The 19,325-nt window shown below is 69.4% G+C and carries 16 protein-coding genes; 11 read left to right on the top strand and 5 right to left on the bottom strand.

The features are described from left to right. Positions 1-20: 20 nt before the first annotated feature. From RAB70_RS07910 to RAB70_RS07900, 3 genes are all read left to right on the top strand, one after another. Positions 21-1,940: an alpha-amylase family glycosyl hydrolase gene (locus RAB70_RS07910; protein ID WP_192578934.1), complete on the top strand. Its 1,920-nt coding sequence runs from the start codon at positions 21-23 to the stop codon at positions 1,938-1,940. 449 nt (positions 1,941-2,389) lie between these two features. Next, positions 2,390-3,283 (top strand): hypothetical protein, encoded by an 894-nt coding sequence (locus RAB70_RS07905; protein ID WP_148828836.1) that lies wholly within the window; start codon positions 2,390-2,392, stop codon positions 3,281-3,283. Positions 3,284-3,295: 12 nt separating this feature from the next. Then, the gene (locus RAB70_RS07900) at positions 3,296-3,739 is read left to right on the top strand and encodes a hypothetical protein (protein ID WP_157836448.1); all 444 of its coding nucleotides are present in this window, start codon (positions 3,296-3,298) and stop codon (positions 3,737-3,739) included. A 51-nt stretch (positions 3,740-3,790) separates the two neighbouring features. On the opposite strand, the gene RAB70_RS07895 is transcribed toward RAB70_RS07900, so the two are convergent. The 3 genes from RAB70_RS07895 to rsgA all read right to left on the bottom strand — a co-directional run bounded on the left by RAB70_RS07895 (position 3,791) and on the right by rsgA (position 6,953). Further along, positions 3,791-4,471 carry a type 1 glutamine amidotransferase domain-containing protein gene (locus RAB70_RS07895; RefSeq protein WP_265531402.1) on the bottom strand — a complete coding sequence of 227 codons (681 nt, stop codon included), beginning with the start codon at positions 4,469-4,471 and terminating at the stop codon, positions 3,791-3,793. Between the two features lie 101 nt (positions 4,472-4,572). Further along, a complete protein-coding gene (locus tag RAB70_RS07890; protein WP_148830108.1) occupies positions 4,573-5,817 on the bottom strand; it encodes a flavohemoglobin expression-modulating QEGLA motif protein in 1,245 nt (414 codons plus the stop codon). A gap of 8 nt (positions 5,818-5,825) precedes the next feature. Further along, a complete protein-coding gene (rsgA, locus tag RAB70_RS07885; protein WP_148830109.1) occupies positions 5,826-6,953 on the bottom strand; it encodes a ribosome small subunit-dependent GTPase A in 1,128 nt (375 codons plus the stop codon). Positions 6,954-7,260: 307 nt separating this feature from the next. Between rsgA and RAB70_RS07880 the strand changes: the two genes are divergently transcribed. From RAB70_RS07880 to RAB70_RS07870, 3 genes are all read left to right on the top strand, one after another. Beyond that, positions 7,261-8,538 (top strand): pyridoxal phosphate-dependent aminotransferase, encoded by a 1,278-nt coding sequence (locus RAB70_RS07880; protein ID WP_148830455.1) that lies wholly within the window; start codon positions 7,261-7,263, stop codon positions 8,536-8,538. A gap of 103 nt (positions 8,539-8,641) precedes the next feature. Next, entirely contained in the window at positions 8,642-9,283 is a 642-nt protein-coding gene (locus tag RAB70_RS07875) for an SGNH/GDSL hydrolase family protein (protein WP_265531401.1), read from the top strand. Between the two features lie 57 nt (positions 9,284-9,340). Then, positions 9,341-10,012: a methyltransferase domain-containing protein gene (locus tag RAB70_RS07870; protein ID WP_017910897.1), complete on the top strand. Its 672-nt coding sequence runs from the start codon at positions 9,341-9,343 to the stop codon at positions 10,010-10,012. Between the two features lie 679 nt (positions 10,013-10,691). Here the strand turns inward: RAB70_RS07870 and RAB70_RS07865 are convergent. Continuing rightward, positions 10,692-11,483, bottom strand: coding sequence for a polysaccharide deacetylase family protein (locus tag RAB70_RS07865; RefSeq protein ID WP_192578996.1), 792 nt, complete (start codon positions 11,481-11,483; stop codon positions 10,692-10,694). Between the two features lie 43 nt (positions 11,484-11,526). Here RAB70_RS07865 and grxD point away from each other — a divergent pair, with 43 nt between their 5' ends. Then, positions 11,527-12,453, top strand: coding sequence for a Grx4 family monothiol glutaredoxin (grxD, locus tag RAB70_RS07860; RefSeq protein ID WP_043094779.1), 927 nt, complete (start codon positions 11,527-11,529; stop codon positions 12,451-12,453). Positions 12,454-12,685: 232 nt separating this feature from the next. Next, positions 12,686-13,708, top strand: coding sequence for an IS5 family transposase (locus tag RAB70_RS07855; RefSeq protein WP_267113250.1), 1,023 nt, complete (start codon positions 12,686-12,688; stop codon positions 13,706-13,708). Positions 13,709-14,065: 357 nt separating this feature from the next. Here RAB70_RS07855 and RAB70_RS07850 read toward each other — a convergent pair whose 3' ends face one another. Beyond that, positions 14,066-14,611, bottom strand: a complete 546-nt coding sequence (locus RAB70_RS07850) for a DUF924 family protein (protein ID WP_148828307.1) — start codon at positions 14,609-14,611, stop codon at positions 14,066-14,068. Positions 14,612-14,774: 163 nt separating this feature from the next. Here RAB70_RS07850 and RAB70_RS07845 point away from each other — a divergent pair, with 163 nt between their 5' ends. From RAB70_RS07845 to RAB70_RS07835, 3 genes are all read left to right on the top strand, one after another. Beyond that, positions 14,775-16,175 carry an amidohydrolase gene (locus RAB70_RS07845; RefSeq protein WP_148828308.1) on the top strand — a complete coding sequence of 467 codons (1,401 nt, stop codon included), beginning with the start codon at positions 14,775-14,777 and terminating at the stop codon, positions 16,173-16,175. After that, positions 16,172-17,461, top strand: coding sequence for an amidohydrolase family protein (locus tag RAB70_RS07840; RefSeq protein WP_148828309.1), 1,290 nt, complete (start codon positions 16,172-16,174; stop codon positions 17,459-17,461). Before RAB70_RS07845 ends, RAB70_RS07840 begins: the two co-directional genes overlap by 4 nt. Positions 17,462-17,634: 173 nt before the next feature. Continuing rightward, positions 17,635-19,239, top strand: a complete 1,605-nt coding sequence (locus tag RAB70_RS07835) for a rhamnogalacturonan lyase B N-terminal domain-containing protein (RefSeq protein WP_148828310.1) — start codon at positions 17,635-17,637, stop codon at positions 19,237-19,239. The last annotated feature ends 86 nt before the right edge of the window (positions 19,240-19,325 follow it).

Raw genomic sequence — 19,325 nt, 5'->3', positions numbered from 1 at the left:
GGGGCGCGGCCAAGCCCCCCATGACCGCACCCGCTCCTTTCGCACTGTCCGCGCTCGCCCACACCCTGTGGCAGGCGCATCTGCATCCGGCTACCGCCGACGCGCTGCTGCCACGCCTGCAGCGCCACGGCGAACGCCTGCTCGCCCCATTGCATGCGCTGTACGCTGCGCATCCGGCCTTCGCGCAGTGGTTGCCGCAGTGGCTGACGCAATTGGCGGCCACCGCCAACGCGCGGCCGTCGGCGCTGCGCCAGCTCGATGCCGAGCGCGCGCCCGACTGGTTCGCCACCCCGGCGATGCTCGGCTACAGCGCCTATGTCGACCGCTTCGCCGGGACCTTGCATGGCGTCGGCGAACGCGTGCCCTACCTGCAGGAACTGGGTGTTCGCTACCTGCACCTGCTGCCGTTCCTGCGCGCCCGCGCCGGCGACAACGATGGCGGCTTCGCGGTCAGCGACTACGGCCAGGTCGAACCGCGGCTCGGCGACACCGACGATCTGGCGGCGCTGACCGCGCGGCTGCGTGCGGCCGGGATCAGCCTGTGCGCCGACTTCGTGCTCAACCACACCGCCGACGACCATCCCTGGGCGCTGGCGGCCAAGCGTGGCGATGCGCGGCATCTGGACTATTACCACCACTTCCGCGACCGCGACGCGCCGGATGCCTACGAGCGCACCCTGGGCCAGGTGTTCCCGCACACCGCCCCGGGCAACTTCACCTGGGTGCAGGACGCCGACGCCTGGTTGTGGACCACGTTCTACCCCTACCAATGGGATCTGGACTGGAGCAATCCGGCGGTGTTCGGCGAGATGGCGTTGGCGCTGCTGCGCCTGGCCAACCTGGGCGTGGAAGTGTTCCGCCTGGATTCCACCGCCTACCTGTGGAAGCGTCCCGGCACCGACTGCATGAACCAGCCGGAGGCCCACACCATCCTGCAGGCGCTGCGCGCACTCACCGACATCCTGGCCCCGGCGGTGCTGCTGAAGGCCGAGGCGATCGTGCCGATGGCGCAGTTGCCACCGTATTTCGGCGAAGGCGCCGCGCGCGGCCACGAATGCCACCTGGCCTACCACAGCACGCTGATGGCAGCCGGGTGGGTGGCCCTGGCCGAGCAGCGCGGCAACATCGTGCAAGCGGCGATCGCGCAGACGCCCGCGCTGCCGCCAGCCTGTGGCTGGCTCAGCTACGTGCGCTGCCACGACGATATCGGCTGGAACGTGCTGCAGCGCGAGGCCGCCGGTGGCGATGGCGTCGCCCCGTTCGCGCTGGCGCGCATCGCCCAGTTCTACGCCGGCGACACAGCGGACAGCTACGCGCGTGGCGAAGCCTTCCAGAGCAGCGGCGATGGCGTGCACGGCAGCAACGGCATGAGCGCGGCACTGACCGGCATCACGGCAGCGCTGGCCACCGATGATGCCGATGCGCTGGAACTGGGCGTGCGCCGCCTGCTGTTGCTGTACGCGGTGGCGCTGGCGATGCCGGGCATCCCACTGCTGTACATGGGCGACGAACTGGCCCTGGGCAACGACGAGGCCTACCGCAACGACCCGCTGCGCCAGCACGAAGGCCGTTGGCTGCACCGCCCGGACATGGACTGGGCACGCGCGGCGCAACGCCACGACACAGACAGCCTGCCCGGCCAGGTCTACACCCGCCTGCGCGGGTTGATCGCCGCGCGTGCCGCCACTGCGGCACTGGCCGCCGACCAGCCGTTGCGTGCCGTGCCGCTGGGCGATCCCGCCCTGCTCGGTTTGGCGCGCGGCGAGGCGTTCGTGGCGGTGTACAACTTCAGTGCGGAGCCGGTTGCGGTGGATGTCGCCGCAACCTTGGGCGACGGCAACTGGCAGGCAATCGCCGATGGCGGCAGCGATCCGGCGGCGCTGGCGAAATGGAACGGCATCCTGCCCGCCTACGACCTGCGTTGGTGGCGACGCAGCTGATCCGAAAACAGCGGCAGCCGCCTGCAGGCGCCACTGCTGCATACCCGTGCACGCTTCTGAGTGCGTGCAGTCGGGACTGAAGCTCCTCCCACAGGTGCGCTGCCTGGCTGCACGCGGTGGCACATCTATGCCTCCCAGGAGCGGCCTCAGCCGCGACAGGCTTTCCCACTCCCGCTTGTCGCGGCTGAAGCCGCTCTACGGATGCGGAGAAAGGTGCCCTGCACGGCTGGTGCAGTGGAATGGCACCCTGCACGCGTGCGGCCTGCGTTGGTGGCGGCGCGGATGAACAATAATCGCGGAGGAATAAGCGCATTAGCAGCATCAAGATACATGGCGCTATGGGGCCATGCGTTGAAGGGCCATACCACAACTGTTACATTCGGCTGTCAGTCAGCGAGAGAGCGCCTTGACGTCATGGATTGGTACAAAGCATGAGATGCAAGCATTGGATGCTGATCTGCGGAATTGTGGCTGCCGTTTCACTTGGATTGGCATGGACAGAAGTTCGCCACAAGCATCCACCGCAGAACGATGCCGCATACCTTCATAGCAATGAACCTGACGAAGAAGAGCGCTCCAGCGGCGCGAGCCCAGCGGCGCAAGCAAGCAAACGGGGAAATGGTACGCAGGAACATCGCTCCGCATCGAACGATGCCCTTCAAACTTTCCTGGATCTGAAAGCCCGTGCGAACCGAGGCGAAGCAGATGCGCAGCGTGATCTCGCAGAAGCTTATGGCCGATGCATTGCGGTCAACATCGACCCTCAGAAATTCCTAGCTACTTACTCGGCAATCGCAGCGCGTTCCACGTCGCATGCAAATGCCCAAGGCATCTTGTTGGTAGCACGCTCCTACGCAGAAGAATGCGCGGTCGTCGACAATGGCGCTGCCATTCCTGTCGATGCGCGGAATCTATGGCTCGAGCAGGCGGCAAAAGGTGGCGACCTTGCAGCGCAAGCCAGGCTTCAAATGGCCTCAACAGCTCGTCTGCAAGGAGAAGACTTGCGGCAATTCGTGGAGAAGGTCAGCAAATCAGGCGACCCATTGGCCACATTCGAACTGGGCCAACTGCTTGCAGGCAATTCCGACAATACCTCACTCGGACGATATAGCGAAGTCGCTACTGGCCCTACCTCAGGCTATGCGTGGAGCATCGCAGCATGTCAGATGGGACTGAATTGCGGCACCAACTCCGACATCATGAAATCCCTTTGCCTCAACACCGGAGGCTGCTCCAGCCCCAACTTCGAATCTTTCGTTCGCACCAACCTGATCAGCCCAAGCGATGCGAGCCTGCTCGACAGAAAGATCAAGGAAATCAGGAAGATTTTATCTAAGCCCTAAGGAAACTTATTCATGGAAAGAAGGTCATTGAAAAATCGCCTCATGATGCTTTGCCTGTTGGCGATATCGTTTGCAGCAATTGCAAAGACCGTCAGCATCGATGCCGCCTCTGGAGTTTTCCAGAACGTGGCGGCAGCACAAGGCGTTGGATCCGGGGACATGGCCGAACTACGCATTGCGGCGTTGACTGCATTAACCGGAATGTATCGCTCCACATATGGTCTTGCGAGTATTTCTGTGGGCGATGTCGTTGCGGTGACGTATCAGGATGGCAGCAAGGAAAAGGGCCAAGTTGTCTGTCTCTCAGGATCCGTTTGTGTCGTGCCCTTACCTGGCACACAAACTGGACCTGGTAGCGGAGCTGGAACTGGCGGCGGCGGGGGTGGTGGCGGAGGTGGTGGCGGCTGGGTTCCGCCTCCGAATGAATGCCCGAAATGCTCAGTGACTGTGGGCTGATCTAAACGGCCATGGCATGTCGTTGCGACCATGCCGTGGCGCCAGAAGGACTCAGGTACTCAACATTCCCAACAATGCCTCGGCCGCCGCCTCGGACGAGGCCGGGTTCTGCCCGGTGACCAGGCGGCCGTCCTCGACCACGTGCACGCCCCAGTCGGCGACCTTGCTGTACTGGCCGCCCAGGCGCTGCAGTTCGTCCTCGACCAGGAACGGCACCACGTCGGTCAGGCCCACCGCGGCTTCCTCGCTGTTGGTGAAGCCGGTGACGCGACGGCCCTTCACCAGCGGCGAGCCATCGGCCGCCGTCACCCGGCGCAGCACGCCCGGCGCATGGCAGACGAAGCCGATCGGCTTGTCGGCGCGTGCGAACGCTTCGATCAGGGCGATGGAATCGCGGTCCTCGGCCAGGTCCCAGAGCGGGCCGTGGCCGCCCGGGTAGAACAGCGCGTCGTAGTCGTCCACGCGCACCGATGCCAGCGGATGCGTGCTCGCCAGTTGCTGCTGCGCCGCCGGGTCGCCCTTGAAGCGGCGAGTCGCTTCGGTCTGCGCGTCCGGCGCATCGCTCTTCGGGTCCAGCGGCGGTTGCCCGCCCTTGGGCGAAGCCAGGGTCAGTTCGGCACCGGCATCCTTGAACGTGTAGTACGGCGCGGCAAATTCTTCCAGCCAGAAGCCGGTCTTGTGGCCGGTGTCGCCAAGCTGGTCGTGCGACGTCAGCACCATCAGGATCTTCATGCGGATCTCCTTGTGAGGGGAAGCGGCCATGCGGAGGCAGGCCGGGCGCCGCAGTATCGGCAGCCGCACATTCGCGGCGGGTGAGCGCCGCGTGGCGCCGTTCAGTCCACCTGATCCATGCGGATGCGGTTGGCGAACAGCGAGAACGCCAGCATGCCGGCCAGGCCGCTGGCGCGCGCGACCCACGTCGGCAACCAGCGCGGCGGCGCCAGCACGCCGGACTCGAACAGCGGCGCGAACGCGGCCACGTCCTCCAGCGCCATCTTGCCGGCGAACAGCCAGCGGCACAGCGGCAGCCGGTCGCGCTGCAGCGCCTGGCGGAAGAAGGTGTGCACCGACACCAGCCCGCGCAGGTACACGGTGTCCTTGGTGAACGCGGCACCGCCGGTGGTCGGCACGCCGCGGAACACGCGCTGTGCCGAGGAGAAACTCTCCGCAGGCGATTGCCCGGCCGCATCGAAGTAGCGGAACACCTCGATGAAATCGGCGCCGTCGCGGGCCAGTGCGATCGCCTCGATGCGCAGGCTGATCCGCTTCATCCGCTCGATGTCGATGCTGCCGGTGATCTGCTCGGCGAAGGTCGCCAGGCCTTCCTGGGTGGCGGTGGTGCGCGGCGAGGACAGCGCCAGGCTCGGCAGCTGCGCCTGTTGCCGGCCGTTGAGCGCGGTCAGCGAATGCACCAGCGCCTCGTGGTGGAACAGTTGCGCGCGGTCGTAATCGCTGAAGTGCGCGCCGGAGCGCAGGCGGATGCGCTGCGCGCCGGCGGCGGCCTTGGCCAGCAGGTCCGGATCCAGTTCCACCGTGATCACCCGCGCGCCGAAGAATTCGTCCAGATCGCGCTGCAACAGCAGGCGCAACGCGGTGGCCGACACCGGCACCTGCTCCTCGGCCGAGAACAACTCGCGGTCCAGCTCCTGGGCGATGCGGATGAAATGGCCGGCGGCCTCGCGGGTGGTGGGCCCGTGGCCGGGCATCGGGTCGTCCGGCACGCCGAACAACTGCGCCGAATACGTGCCCACTGCCGGCGTGCCGAGCGCTTCGAGCAGGGCGGCGGCCAGATCCCAGCTGTGCACCGAGGCCTGCAGGTAGGCGCCGAGCGGATGTGCCGGATCGGCGGCCTCGGCGATCGCCGCCAGCTCGCGGCGGGTGTCGGCGAAATCCAGCCTTGGGTAGTCCACTTGCGGCAGCTGCGGCTGCCCGCGCGCCACGCTTTCCAGGAACGGCGCCTGCAGCGCCACCGGCCAACTGGCCAGGGCCAGCAGGCGGATGCCGCGCACCGCCTTGACCAGCCGCGCGTCGAGCGCGGCGTGGTGGCGGATCTCGGCGGGCAGCGCGCGCTTGGCCACGGCCGGCGTCAGCGGCGCAGGGTACGCGGTGGCGGACGCTTGCCGCCAGGTTTGCCACCACTTGGCTTGCTACCGCCGGGCTTGCCGCCGCGGCCGGCGGCCGCGTTCTGCGCCTGGCGCTGCGCCAGCTTGCCGGCGGCGCCGGCGACCTCGTCGCGCAGCTTCAGGTAATTGGCCAAGCGCGCCTCCTCGATCTCGCCGCGCTCGATCGCCGCCTGCACCGCACAGCCCGGTTCGGCCTGGTGCGCGCAGTCGTTGAAGCGGCACTGCGCGGCCAGCGCCTCGATGTCGGCGAAGCCGCCCTCGGCCAGGTCTTCCTCGCCGGTGGGCTTGAGTTCGCGCATGCCCGGCGTGTCGATCAGGCAGGCGCCGGACGGCAGCGGCAGCAGCGCGCGATGGGTGGTGGTGTGGCGGCCGCGCGAGTCGGTGGCGCGCACCGCCGCGGTGCGCATCTTCTGCACGCCGAGCAAGGTGTTGGTCAGGGTGGACTTGCCGGCACCGGACGAGCCGACCAGCACCGCGGTCTGCCCCGGCCCCAGCCACGGCCGCAGCGCGTCGACACTGTCGGCCTGGCGGGCGTTGACCGTGAGCAGCGGGATCGCCTGCGCCGCCAGTTCCTCCAGCACCGCCAGCGCGTCGGCGGCGTACTCGGTGAGGTCGGCCTTGGTCAGCACCACCACCGGCGCCGCACCGCCGCCGCCCACCAGCAGCAGATAGCGCTCGATCCGGCGCGGATTGAAGTCCGCATCCAGGCCGCAGACGATGAACACCGTATCGATGTTGGCCGCGATCACCTGCTGGTGATAGTGCTCGCCAGCGGCGCCGCGCTTGATCGCGGTGCGCCGCGGCAGCAAGGCGACGATGCGCGTGTCCTCCAGCAACACCCAGTCGCCGACCGCGGCGCGCTCGTGGCTGGGAAAGCGCGGCCGCTGCCAGTCCGGCAGCGATTCGACCTTGAATCCGGTGTCCACCGCATCGGCGACCACGTAGCCGGTGCGGTGCTGCTCCACCACCCGCGCCGGCCGCGCCTGCGGATGCGCGTCGAACAGCGCGCGCCAGGCCGGCTCCTCGGGCATTCCGGGCCAGGGCCAGCCGATGGGGCGCAACGCGTCGAAGTCGATCGGGGAGGAGGTCATGGGCGAATTCTAGAGGGTGCGCCGCGCCCAAAGGTGAGCGCAGGGCGGCCACTGGGACACGCGCAGGGCGGCGCCTTGCGTGGTTGGCCCGCGCCGCAGGCGGCGCCCCGGGAGCCGCCAGCAGCGGCGCATGACCCGCGCGACAGGTGTATGGCCGCCACACGGGTCAGCCACGGGGCCTCGTCCAATGCAGCGCCTAACGTGGCGGCCGGGCGCCGTAGACGGCCCGCCACCACGGCGCCCTCCGCCCCGCCGCGGTGTCACATTTCCGCTACCATGCAGGTCCCACGCCCCACCGGCCAATGCGATGCCCACCCTGCCGATCAAGCCGCTCGCGATCCGCGAACGCCTGTCCGAAGTCCGCTACGAGATCCGCGGCGAACTGGCACGGCGAGCCCGCGAGCTGGAGGCCCAGGGGCGCAAACTGATCAAGCTCAACATCGGCAATCCCGGCGCGTTCGGCTTCCGTGCCCCGGAACATCTGCAGCGCGCGATCGCCGACGACATGGGCCGCACCGATCCCTATACCCACCAGCAGGGCCTGCCGGAGGCGCGCGAGGCGATCGCCGCGGCCTACGCCCGGCGCCAGCATCCGGATGCGCACCCGGACCGCATCTTCGTCGGCAACGGCGTCAGCGAGCTGATCGACCTGTCGCTGCGTGCGCTGCTCAACCCCGGCGACGAAGTGCTGGTGCCCTCGCCCGACTACCCGCTGTGGTCGGCCGCCACCATCCTCAACGACGGCCGCCCGGTGTACTACCGCTGCGCGCCGGAGAACGGCTTCCAGCCCGACCCGGTGGAGATCGAGACGCTGGTGTCCTCGCGCACCCGCGCCATCGTGCTGATCAACCCGAACAACCCCAGCGGCGCCAGCTACTCGCGGGCGCTGCTGGAGAAGATCGTCGCCATCGCGGTCAAGCACAACCTGCTGCTGATGGTCGACGAGATCTACGACCAGGTGCTGTACGACGAGGCGGAGTTCGTGTCGGTGGCACCGCTGGCCGGCGCGCATCCGTGCATCAGCTTCGGCGGCCTGAGCAAGGTGCACCGCGCCTGTGGCTGGCGCGTGGGCTGGGCGCTGCTGTCGGGCGACGCCGAGCGCGTCGGCGATTTCCGCAACGCCATGGACCTGCTCGGCGCGCTGCGCCTGTGCGCCAACGTCCCCGGCCAGTTCGCCATCGATGCCGCGGTCAACGGCCCAGACACGATCTCGCCGCTGTGCGCTCCGGGTGGACGCCTGTACGAAACGCGCCGCGCGGTGCTCGAGGCCTGCGCGGCCAGCGAGCACCTGTCGCTGGTGCAGCCGGCCGGCGCGCTGTACGCGTTCCCGGCGGTGGTCGGCGCCGCCGCGCGCGGGTTCGACGACCACGCGTTCGCCCTGGAACTGATGGAACAGGAAGGCGTGCTGGTGGTGCCCGGCTCCAGCTTCAACGTGCCCTACCGGCACCACTTCCGCGTCACCCTGCTGCCGGAAGCGGCGACGATGCGCGAGGTGTTCGCGCGCATCGACCGCGTGCTGGCACGCCGCGCCGAGGATGCGACCAAGGTGGTGCCGCTGAAGCCGCGGGCGGCTGTGGGGCGGTGAGTGGGGAATGGGGAATGGGGAATGGGGAATGGGGAATGGCAAAGCGTGCGCCGTTCCTGCGAGTGCGCGTCCCGGTGATGGGGCTGCCACTGGCGCCGCGTAGATGAGCCAGGCGCGTTTCGCCGCTGTCCAGCACACACCGCTGCGCTACCTGGCGCTGGGCGATTCCTACACGATCGGCGAACGCGTTGACGCCGACGGACGCTGGCCGATGCAACTGGCCGCGGCGTTGCGCCGCGACGGCATCGCGCTGGCCGATCCGCAGATCGTGGCTACCACCGGCTGGACCACCGACGAACTGGACGCCGGCATCGACACGGCCGCGCCGCAGGGACCGTTCGACCTGGTGACGCTGCTGATCGGCGTCAACAACCAGTACCGCGGCTACCCGCTCGCCGACTACCGCGCGCAGTTCGACGCGCTGCTGCAGCGTGCGATCGGTTTCGCCGACGCGCGGCCGCAGCGGGTGCTGGCGGTGTCGATCCCGGACTGGGGCGTGACCGCGTTCGCGCAGCCGCCCGCCCACGATCCGGCGCGCATCGCCGCGCAGATCGACGCCTTCAACGCCGCCGCGCAGGCCTGCTGCGCCGCGCGCGCGGTGCGCTTCGTCGACATCACCGGCTGCAGCCGCGATGGCGGCGGCGATCCGTCGATGCTGGCCGCGGACGGGCTGCATCCGTCGGCGGCGATGTATGCGCGCTGGACCGCGCGGCTGTTGCCGGCGGCACGCGATGCGTTAGCCTAGCTGGCGTACGCCCGCTGCCAAGGACCGACATTGCGCGACGCCAGCACCACCCAGCCCATGACCCGCCCGCAGGCCCTGGCCATCGCCCGCGCCTTCCTGCCAACGCATCCGCTGGGCAACCGCTACGACTACTACTACACGCGCACCAAGCTGCGCACCGATCCGCTCTACCCCGGCGTGCTCGCCGCGCTGCGCGGCACCGACGCGCCGGTGCTGGACCTGGGTTGCGGGCTGGGCCTGCTCGCGCATGCGCTGCGCGCCGACGGCCAGCGCCAGCGCTACCACGGCGTGGACATCGACGCGGCCAAGATCCGCCGCGCCGGCGCCATCGCCGCCCGCAACGGGCTGCAGGACACGCATTTCGCGGTGGTCGACCTGGGCCAGTCCTGGCCCGAGCACCACGGCAGCGTCGCGATCCTGGACGTGCTGCAGTACCTGGACCGCGACATGCAGTCCAACCTGATCCGCAGCGTGGCGCGCATGCTCACGCCCGGCGCCAAACTGGTGATTCGCAGCGGCCTGGGCGATGCCAGCGGCCGCGGCCGCACCAGCCGCATCACCGACGTGCTCGCGCACCTGGCCGGCTGGATGCAGGAGTTGCCCAAGGCCTACCCCACCCGCGACAGCCTGCAGGCCCAGCTCGACGCCGCCGGCCTGCGCGCGAGCTTCGCGCCGCTGTACGGCAACACGCCGTTCAACAACTGGCTGATCGTGGCGGAGCCGCGTTGACGTCGCAGCTGTCGCGAGAACTCCGGGTCTGCACGACCTTCTCGCCGATCGTGGCCCAGCGCGCGCGACAGCGAGCGCCCTCCGCGTCGGCGCGTTCCCCGCTGCAAGCTGCCATGCCGCCGCACAGCGGCATGGAGATGGCCTCCATGCACTGAAGGCTGCAATGCGCGAAAGACGGCCTCTGGCGGTTCCTGGCGGACGGTTTTCAGGTGTGCGATAGTCCGCCCGACCAGCCACGGACTCGGCAGAGGGACACATGGATGTTGCGCCACTACTGGCAACATTGCGAGGAATAGCTGCGGCTATTCGCTCACCGTCGCGGCGCCAGACCGCGGACGTGCGACGCATCTTCGCGGACCGCACCGAGATGCACCAGTACTTCGACGCGCAGCACGCGGCAGGCTATGACTGCTTCGTCACTCGCCTGCGAGACGGCTGGGAGGTGCGCAGTTACAAGCGCACCAGATGAAAGCGCAGCCAGGCCTTGCGCCATGCTGCCTGCACTACATCTGCACACGCCGGATGGTCATGCCTTCGCCGCATGCGCCGACTACTCCGTGCAGCGAGCGACAGATACCCCTGGGGAGCCTGTCGGCAGCCCCCCGTGCATGGACATGGCCGCCGCAGCGTATGCGCATCGGCACCACGCCACAGCGCAAGCGGGGAAGCGCGTCCAGCCTCAGGTCGGGCAGATCGTCTCCAGCCCGCGCGCCTGCAACGCCTGCAACACCCCCTCCACGATCGCCGGATTGTGCCCGTGCGCCGCGCCCTCGTGCAGCAGCACGATGGCGCCGGGGCGCAGATCGCGGGCGATGCGCGCGACGGTGATCGCGGGGTCGCAGCGCACGCCGTCGAAGCCGCGCGCGCTCCAGGCCACCCGGGTCAGGCCATGCCGGCGCAGCGGTGCGGCGACGAAGGGATTGGTCATGCCCACCACCGAGCGGTACCAGCGCGGTGCGGTACCGGCGATCGCGGCCAGGGTCTGCTGCGCCTGGCCGATTTCCTGCGCCATACGCCGTGGCCCCAGCGCCCAGAACCACGCCTGCGGATGGTGCTGGCTGTGGTTGCCGATGCCGTGGCCGCGGCGCAGGATCTCGCGTACCAGTTGCGGGCGCGCGGCGGCACGGGCACCGACCAGGAAGAACGTGGCCTTGGCCTGGTGGCGGTCGAGCAGGTCCAGGATCGCCACGGTGTCGTCGGAGGGGCCGTCGTCGATGGTCAGCCACACCCGCGGCGCGCTGCCGGGCAGGCGATCCAGCACCGGCGCGTACAGCCGCGCCCGCGGCAGGAACACCGGCAACACCAGCGCCGCGTGCGACAGCAGCAGCGCCGGCAGGCCGACTGGCCAGCCATACGCCCACCACAGCGCCGCCACCAGCGCCTGCGAGGCCAGCGCCCAGGGCAGCCAGCGGTACGGGTGGCGCGGGATGCGATGCAGCGTTTCCGGAACTGTCATGCCCCATGATGCCATGCGGCGTAGAATGACCGGTCCGACTCTGCGACGACTGCCTGCCATGTCCCTCGACCCCGCCCTGCGCTCCCGTATTGAAACGCTGCTCAGCTCCAACCGCGTCGTGCTGTTCATGAAAGGCCAGCCGAGCATGCCGCAGTGCGGGTTCTCCGCCAAGGCGGTGGGCGCGCTGAACGAGCTGGGCGTCGACTTCGCCCACGTCAACGTGCTGGCCGACCAGGACATCCGCGAGGGCATCAAGGTCTACGGCGACTGGCCGACCATCCCGCAGCTGTACGTGGACGGCGAGCTGATCGGCGGCAGCGACATCATCCTGCAGATGGCCGGCAGCGGCGAGCTGAGCGAACTGCTCGGCGTGGCCGCGCCGGACCGCACGCCACCGTCGATCACCATCACCGACGCCGCCGCCGAGATGCTGCGCGGCGCGCTGGCCGACGCCCCGGGCGCGAGCCTGGCGCTGGCGATCGACGCGCAGTTCCAGCCGAACTTCCAGCTGGCGCCGACCGATCCCAACGCCATCGCTGCCGAGTCCAACGGCCTGCGCGTGCAGTTCGACCTGGGCAGCGCGCGCCGCGCCGACGGCATCACCATCGACTGGGTGGACGACATCCGCGGCCGCGGCCTGGCCATCGACAATCCCAATGCGCCCAAGCCGGTGCAGGACCTCAGCCCGCGCGACGCCGACGACCAGGTACGCGCCGGTGGCCTGCTCCTGGTGGACGTGCGTCCGCCGGAAGAGCGCGCGGTGGCGGCGGTCAACGTGCCGTTCCGCACCCTCGACGGCGAGCAGCGCGCGCAACTGGAAGCGCTGCCGAAGGACACCGCGCTCGCCTTCCTGTGCCACCGCGGCGGCCGCAGCGCGCAGGCGGCCGAGCACTTCCGTTCGCTGGGCTTCACGAAGGTGCACAACGTGGTCGGCGGCATCGACGCCTGGACCGACCAGGTGGACGGAAGCGTGCCGAAGTACTGAGTCAGGCACCTCGTGGGTTGCGTCCCGTGCGGACGTGCCGAAAGGGCGATCGAGCGATCGCCCTTTTTTGTGCCCGCGCGCCGCGATCGGCACAGGGGCGCAAACACGTAGGAGCTTGGCGTGCTGGGGGCAACATGAACTCCGGCGACCTCCTGTGGGAGGGACTTCAGGGCACCTCTAAAAACCCCGCCTTTGGCATCATTGGTCTGGAGAACACGCCGAGGACGCCACGATGATCAGCCTGTTTGCCGGCCACGAACGCGAAGCCAAGCGGCAGCAGATCGGCGATCCTCTGGCTCTGCTGTCACGGCATATCGACTTTGCCGGGATTGCTCACGCCGTAGACGCGAAGCTGTGCTTGGGTACTGGCAAGCGCGGTGGCCGTCCGGCATGGCCGACGCAGGTGATGATCAAGCTGCTGCTGTTGCAGCAGTTGTACAACCTCTCCGACGATGCGCTGGAGTACCAGGTGCTGGATCGGCGCAGCTTCCAGCAATTCCTCGGACTGGAACACAGCGGCAAGGTGCCCGACGCCAAGACGATCTGGGTGTGGCGCGAACGGCTCAAGACCAAGGATCTGATGGGCGACATCAGCGCGGCGATCGGTGAGCAATTGCAACGTGCCGGGTTCATTGCCCGCGGCGGTCAGATCATCGACGCCAGCATCGTCAGCGCTCCGATCCAGCGCAACACGCGCGAAGAGAACGCGCAGATCAAGCAGGGCGATGACGTCGGCCAGGACTGGAGCGATGCCAAGCGTGCGCAGAAGGATATGCAGGCACGTTGGACCAGGAAGCATGGGGTGGCGTTCTACGGCTACAAGCTGCACGCCAGCACGGATCGTCGCTGGGGCTTCATCCGCCGCTACGACGTGAGCGCGGCCAACGTGCACGACAGCCGTCACTTCGAGCAGGTGCTGGACCCGGACAACACCGGCCGCACGGTATGGGCCGATAGCGGGTATGCCGATGCAGCGCGGGAAGCAGACCTGAAAAGGCGTGGTTACCGCCCCGCGATCCAACATCAAGGGCATGCGCGCAAGCCCTTGAGCGAGGCAGCAAAGCGCCGGAACCGTCGAATTGCCAAGGATCGGGTGTTCGGCGAGCACCCGTTTGCGCGCTTGGCCCAACAAGGCGGCAAGTTCGTACGCTGCATCGGCTTGGCGCGGGCAAAGGTGGTGATCGGGCTGAAGGTCGCCAGCCATAACGTGATGCGGCTGGCACGGCTACAGGAGCGGGCCATGGTGCCAGCGTGATCGGCTGAGGTAGCCCAGCGGCCACCTCAGCCTCCCAACCACCACGATCAGGCGCCGCTCTGGTGCCGTTGCGACAGATGCTACTCCTGGCTCCAGGTCGTGGTAGGTTGTTCGAGGTGCCCTTCAGTCCCGACTGCAATGAGGTCGAATACGCCCGATGGCTTCGCTCATCGCGGCTGAAGCCGCTCCCACAAGAAGCGCATTCCTTGTCTCCAGTGCGCGTACCAGGCGAATGCTGGCGGCCGCGCCAGCAGCCTGATGTCGCCCTGTGGGAGGGACTTCAGTCCCGACTGCAATGACATCCGATGCGCCACTTGCTTCGCTGCCATGACGCAGCGAACGCGCAGGCCCCCTCCCTCACCCGGCAAACCCACCCGCATCCAGGAACGCCTGCTCTTCGGCTGTGGTCGTGCGCCCCAGGGCCACATTGCGGTGCGGGAAACGACCGAAACGCTGGATCACGTCTTCGTGCACCACCGCCCACTGCAGCGACTCCGCATCGCCGAGCGCGCTGAACAGCTCCACCGCCTGGCGCTGCCGCGCCGCGTCCTCGGCATGCGTGTAGGGCAGATAGAAGAACATCCGCAGTTCCGCGTCAGTCTCCTGGTCGAACCCTGCCGCCAGCGCCTGGTCGGCATAGCGGCACGCAAGGCCGTCGGTGGCGAAGGCGTGCGCGCTGCCGCGGAACACGTTGCGCGGCACCTGGTCGAGCAACAGCAGCAGCGCCAACGCGCCTTCGGCGTCGGTCAGCCAGTCGCTGCGTTCGCCGCGCGCGGCGGCGTGATGCGCCTCCAGCAGGTGCTGGCGGACATTGGCGTCGAAGGAGTCGTTGGCGGCGAACCAGCGTTCGCGGCCGGCACTGCGCCAGAAATCCACGACGGCGCGCGCAGGGGTGTCGGTCATTGCGGTGTCCATGGGCGAGAATCGCGCTGCATAACAGGTTCCGCGTCGCGATTCGGTGCAGCAAGGCATGCCGATGCCGCACCCGCACTTGGCAAGCGCGCCGGCTCGGGCTAGCGTGCGGGCACGGCCGCAAGGGCCGGATTCATCTTCCGGGGAAAATTCGATGCGTCATCTGTTGCTCGCCTGCCTGGGCGTGGCGTTGTGCGGCCCGGCCGCCGCGGCCTCGCGTTTCGTCGACGATCCCTATCCCAGCACCTATCGCGCGCTGGCGTCGGTGCCGGTGCTGATCGAACACGCCACCGTGCTCACCGGCACCGGCGAGCGCCTGGACGATGCCGACGTGCTGCTGCAGGACGGCCGCGTGCAGGCGGTCGGCCGCGCGCTGGCCGCGCCGGCCAACGCCACCCGCATCGACGGCCACGGCAAGTGGGTGACGCCCGGCATCATCGACGTGCACTCGCACCTGGGCGTGTATCCCAGCCCGGGCGTCAGCGCGCACAGCGACGGCAACGAGGCGACCGCACCGGTGACCCCGAACGTGTGGGCCGAGCATTCGATCTGGCCGCAGGATCCCGGCTTCGGCACCGCGCTGGCCGGCGGCGTCACCGCGCTGCAGGTGCTGCCCGGCTCGGCCAATCTGGTCGGCGGCCGCGGCGTCACGTTGAAGAACGTGCCGGCCACCACCTACCAGGCGATGAAGTTCCCGGGCGCGCCGTGGGGCCTGAAGATGGCCTGCGGCGAGAACCCCAAGCGGGTCTACGGCGAGAAGGGCGGCCCGTCCACGCGCATGGGCAACGTCGCCGGCTACCGCGCCGCCTTCATCGACGCCAGCGAATACCTGCGCAAGAACGCGCCGAAGCAGAAGAGCCCGCCCAAGCGCCACTGGTGGAGCCGCGGCGCCGGCGACAACGACAGCAGCGGCGACAGCGGCGGCAAGCGCGACCTCAAGCTGGATACGCTGGCCGGCGCCATCAACGGCGACATCCGCGTGCACATCCACTGCTACCGCGCCGACGAGATGACCACCATGCTCGACCTGGCCAAGGAGTTCGGCTTCAAGATCGCCGCCTTCCACCACGGTGTGGAGGCCTACAAGATCGCCGACCGCCTGGCCCAGGAAAATGTCTGCGGCGCGCTGTGGGCGGACTGGTGGGGCTTCAAGATGGAGGCCTTCGACGGCATCCAGGAGAACATCGCCCTGGTCGACCGCCCCGCCAACGGCTGCGCGATCGTGCACTCGGATTCGGAGGAAGGCATCCAGCGGCTCAACCAGGAAGCGGCCAAGGCGATGGCCGCCGGCCGCCGCGCCGGCATCGACATCCCGCCCGAACGCGCGATCCGCTGGCTGACCAGCAACCCGGCCAAGGCGCTGGGCATCGACAAGCAGACCGGTTCGCTGGAGCCGGGCAAGATGGCCGACGTGGTGCTGTGGAACGGCAACCCCTTCAGCTCCTACGCCCTGGCTGACAAGGTCTACATCGACGGCGCGCAGGTCTACGACCGCACCGACCGCCGCCTGCAACCGACCTCCGACTTCATGCTCGGCCAGGAGGCTGCCCGATGAGCCGCGTCCTACCCTCGCCCCACCGCCTGGCGCAGCGCCTGGCCCTGGCCGCCTGCCTGCTGCTGGGCAGCGCGCCCGGGTTCGCCCAGGACGTGCTGATCCGCGGCGCCACCGTGCACACCGCCAGCGCCCGCGGCACCCTCGCCAATGCCGACGTACTGGTCCAGGGCGGCGTGATCCGCGCGGTCGGCCCCGGCCTGAGCGCGCCGGCCGGCGTCGCCGTGGTCGAGGCCAAGGGCCGGCCGCTGACCCCGGCGCTGTTCGGCGGCATCACCGAGATCGGCATCGAGGAGGTCTCCGGCGAGGCCTCCACCGTCGACAGCACGCTGACCCTGCCGCACGACCAGCCGATGCGCCCGGAGTTCGACGTGACCCTGGCCTACAACCCCGAATCGGTGCTGATCCCGGTCGCACGGGTGGAAGGCATCGGCTTCACCGCGCTCGGCGCCAACACCGGCGGCGCCTTCGTCGCCGGCCAGGGCGCGGTGATGCGCCTGGACGGCGGCGCCGACCCGATCGGCCCGCGCGCGCTGTACCTGCACCTGGGCAGCGATGCGCTGGAGCTGAGCGGCAAATCGCGCGCGGCGCAGTGGATGCTGCTCGACCAACTGGTTGCCGAAGCGCGCGGGCGCATGCCCGCCGACTCGCCGCATGCGCTGCTGACCCCGGCCGGACGCGCGGTGCTGGCGCGCTACCTCGCCGGCCAGGGCCGCATCGTGGTGACGGTGAACCGCGCGGCCGACATCCGCCAGCTGCTGCGTTGGGCACAGCGCGAGAAGGTGCGCATCGCCATCGCCGGCGGCGACGAGGCCTGGAAGCTGGCGCCGGAACTGGCGAAGGCGCAGGTGCCGGTGTTCGTCAACGCGCTGGACGACCTGCCGGCCAGCTTCGACCAGATCGGTGCCACCCTGGAGAACGCCGCGCGCCTCGACGCCGCCGGCGTGGCGGTGAGCTTCACTCAGGGCGGCGACGGCGCGCACAACGCGCGCAAGCAGCGGCAACTGGCCGGCAACGCGGTCGCACACGGGCTGCCGTGGGACGCCGCCCTGGCCGGCCTGACCCGGGTTCCGGCCGAGGCCTTCGGCGTGGGCGACCGCCTGGGCAGCATCGCCCCGGGCAAGCTCGCCGACCTGGTGCTGTGGGAAGGCGACCCGCTGGACGTGGCGCACTACGCCGAGCAGGTCTGGCTGGGCGGCCGCGCCATCCCGATGCGCTCGCGGCAGACCGAACTGCGCGACCGCTACATGCAGCAAAGCGGCGCACTGCCGAAGGCGTACACGCACTAAACCGCGTCGAGCACACCGGGACGGCATCGCACTGACGATGCCGTCCCGCCGGTGGCGACGCCCCGCAATGCGCACCTGAGCGCTGCCCCACCGCCGCGCGGAAACGGCATCGCGTCCGCGTCCGCGTCCGCGCGCAGTAGGCTGTGCGCCTCGCTGCCGTCGCCCGCGCCGCCATGCCCTGCTTGCTTCGCCTGCTGCTGTGCTGCCTCGCCCTGTACGCCGCTGCACCCGCGCTGGCAGACGCAGCCGATTTCGGCGTCGCCAGGGTCGGCGAGCGCTTCGTCGTCGACAGCGGCGCCGATCTGCAGTTCAGCGTGGACGCGCGCACCGGCGACGTGGTCTCCCTGCGCTACCGCGGCGTCGAACTGGAGAGTCCGGAAGCCAAGCACTCGCAGATCGCCTCGGGCCTGGGCAGCGCCCGCGTCGCCGCACGCACTGTCGGCGACACCATCGTGGTCTCGGCCAGCGCCGGCGACCTGGTGCAGTACTACATGGCGCGCAAGGGTCGCGACGCGCTCTACATGGCCACCTGCGCGCCGACTCTGCTGCCGGTCGGCGAACTGCGCTTCATCGCCCGCCTCGACGCAACCAAGCTGCCCGACGCCGAGCGCGAGCCGGATTCCAACATCGGCACCGCGATCGAAGGCAAGGACGTATTCCTGCTGCCGGACGGCCGCACCAGCTCCAAGTTCTACTCGGCACGGCGCGCGATCGACGACAGCGTGCATGGCGTCAGCGGTCCCGGCCTCGCGGTGCGGATGTGGATGGGCGATCGCGAGCACAGCGCGGGCGGGCCGTTCTTCAAGGACATCGCCACGCAGCGGACCGCGCGCACCCACGAGCTGTACAACTACATGTTCTCCAACCACACCCAGACCGAGCCGTACCGCGGCGGCCTGCACGGGGTGTACGTGCTGCAGTTCAGCCGCGGCAGCGCGGCAGCGCAGGTGCCGCCGGACCTGCGCTTCATCGACGCGTCGCTGGGCTTGCAAGGCTTCCTGGGCGCCACGGAGCGCGGTGCGGTGACCGGCCAGGTCTCCGGCATCGCCGCGGGGCAACCCGCGGTGGTCGCCCTGCGCAACGCGCAGGCACAGTACTGGACCAGGGCCGATGCCGACGGCCGCTTCCGCATCGCCGGCATCCGCCCCGGCGCGTACCGTATCGCGCTGTACCAGAACGAGCTGGAGGTGGCCCACGACACCGTGCAGATCGCAGCCGCAGCCACCGCGCAGGCCGCCCTGCATGCGGTCCCGCTGCCCGGCCAGGTGATCTGGCAGATCGGCGATCCCGATGGCACGCCGGCCGGTTTCCGCAACGCCGCGTTGCTGGCGCGCGCGCATCCCTCCGACCGGCGCATGGCGCCATGGGGACCGCTGACCTATCGCGTGGGCCACGACTCTCTCGACGCATTCCCCGCAGCGCAATGGCGCGGCGTCAACACGCCCACGCGCATCGCCTTCGTGCTCGGGCCGGACCAGGTCCACGCCTACCGCCTGCGGCTGTTCGTCCCCCTGACCCAGGCCGGCGGCCGTCCGCAGCTGCGGGTGAACGATCGCTGGAGCGGACCCGTGCCGCCGCGGCCGGAGCAGCCGGACAGCCGCGGCATCACCCGCGGCACCTACCGCGGCAACAACGACGTCTATCTGTTCGACATTCCGGCCAGCGCGCTGCAGGCCGGCCTCAACACGCTGGACATCGACGTCGCCTCGGGCTCGCCGGACAACGGGTTCCTCGGCCCGGGCATCGTCTTCGACAGCGTGCAATGGCTCGCGCCGTGAGGCGCTGCGGGCAGACGCGCCACACGCGCCGGCGAGGACGTCGCCACGCTGCTACGCTGCGCCCCTGGCCCGACGGAGACATCCCG

This window comes from Xanthomonas sontii, from assembly GCF_040529055.1.
GTDB lineage: Bacteria > Pseudomonadota > Gammaproteobacteria > Xanthomonadales > Xanthomonadaceae > Xanthomonas_A > Xanthomonas_A sontii.
This window is presented reverse-complemented; position numbering and strand designations above follow the sequence as displayed.

Excerpts from the sequence above, each read along its gene's own strand:
- RAB70_RS07910 (WP_192578934.1), top strand. The coding sequence starts at position 21 with ATGACCGCACCCGCTCCTTTCGCACTGTCCGCGCTCGCCCACACCCTG.
- RAB70_RS07905 (WP_148828836.1), top strand. The coding sequence starts at position 2,390 with ATGCTGATCTGCGGAATTGTGGCTGCCGTTTCACTTGGATTGGCATGG.
- RAB70_RS07900 (WP_157836448.1), top strand. The coding sequence starts at position 3,296 with ATGGAAAGAAGGTCATTGAAAAATCGCCTCATGATGCTTTGCCTGTTG.
- RAB70_RS07895 (WP_265531402.1), bottom strand. The coding sequence starts at position 4,471 with ATGAAGATCCTGATGGTGCTGACGTCGCACGACCAGCTTGGCGACACC.
- rsgA (WP_148830109.1), bottom strand. The coding sequence starts at position 6,953 with ATGACCTCCTCCCCGATCGACTTCGACGCGTTGCGCCCCATCGGCTGG.
- RAB70_RS07880 (WP_148830455.1), top strand. The coding sequence starts at position 7,261 with ATGCCCACCCTGCCGATCAAGCCGCTCGCGATCCGCGAACGCCTGTCC.
- RAB70_RS07875 (WP_265531401.1), top strand. The coding sequence starts at position 8,642 with ATGAGCCAGGCGCGTTTCGCCGCTGTCCAGCACACACCGCTGCGCTAC.
- RAB70_RS07870 (WP_017910897.1), top strand. The coding sequence starts at position 9,341 with ATGACCCGCCCGCAGGCCCTGGCCATCGCCCGCGCCTTCCTGCCAACG.
- RAB70_RS07865 (WP_192578996.1), bottom strand. The coding sequence starts at position 11,483 with ATGGCATCATGGGGCATGACAGTTCCGGAAACGCTGCATCGCATCCCG.
- grxD (WP_043094779.1), top strand. The coding sequence starts at position 11,527 with ATGTCCCTCGACCCCGCCCTGCGCTCCCGTATTGAAACGCTGCTCAGC.
- RAB70_RS07855 (WP_267113250.1), top strand. The coding sequence starts at position 12,686 with ATGATCAGCCTGTTTGCCGGCCACGAACGCGAAGCCAAGCGGCAGCAG.
- RAB70_RS07850 (WP_148828307.1), bottom strand. The coding sequence starts at position 14,611 with ATGACCGACACCCCTGCGCGCGCCGTCGTGGATTTCTGGCGCAGTGCC.
- RAB70_RS07845 (WP_148828308.1), top strand. The coding sequence starts at position 14,775 with ATGCGTCATCTGTTGCTCGCCTGCCTGGGCGTGGCGTTGTGCGGCCCG.
- RAB70_RS07840 (WP_148828309.1), top strand. The coding sequence starts at position 16,172 with ATGAGCCGCGTCCTACCCTCGCCCCACCGCCTGGCGCAGCGCCTGGCC.
- RAB70_RS07835 (WP_148828310.1), top strand. The coding sequence starts at position 17,635 with ATGCCCTGCTTGCTTCGCCTGCTGCTGTGCTGCCTCGCCCTGTACGCC.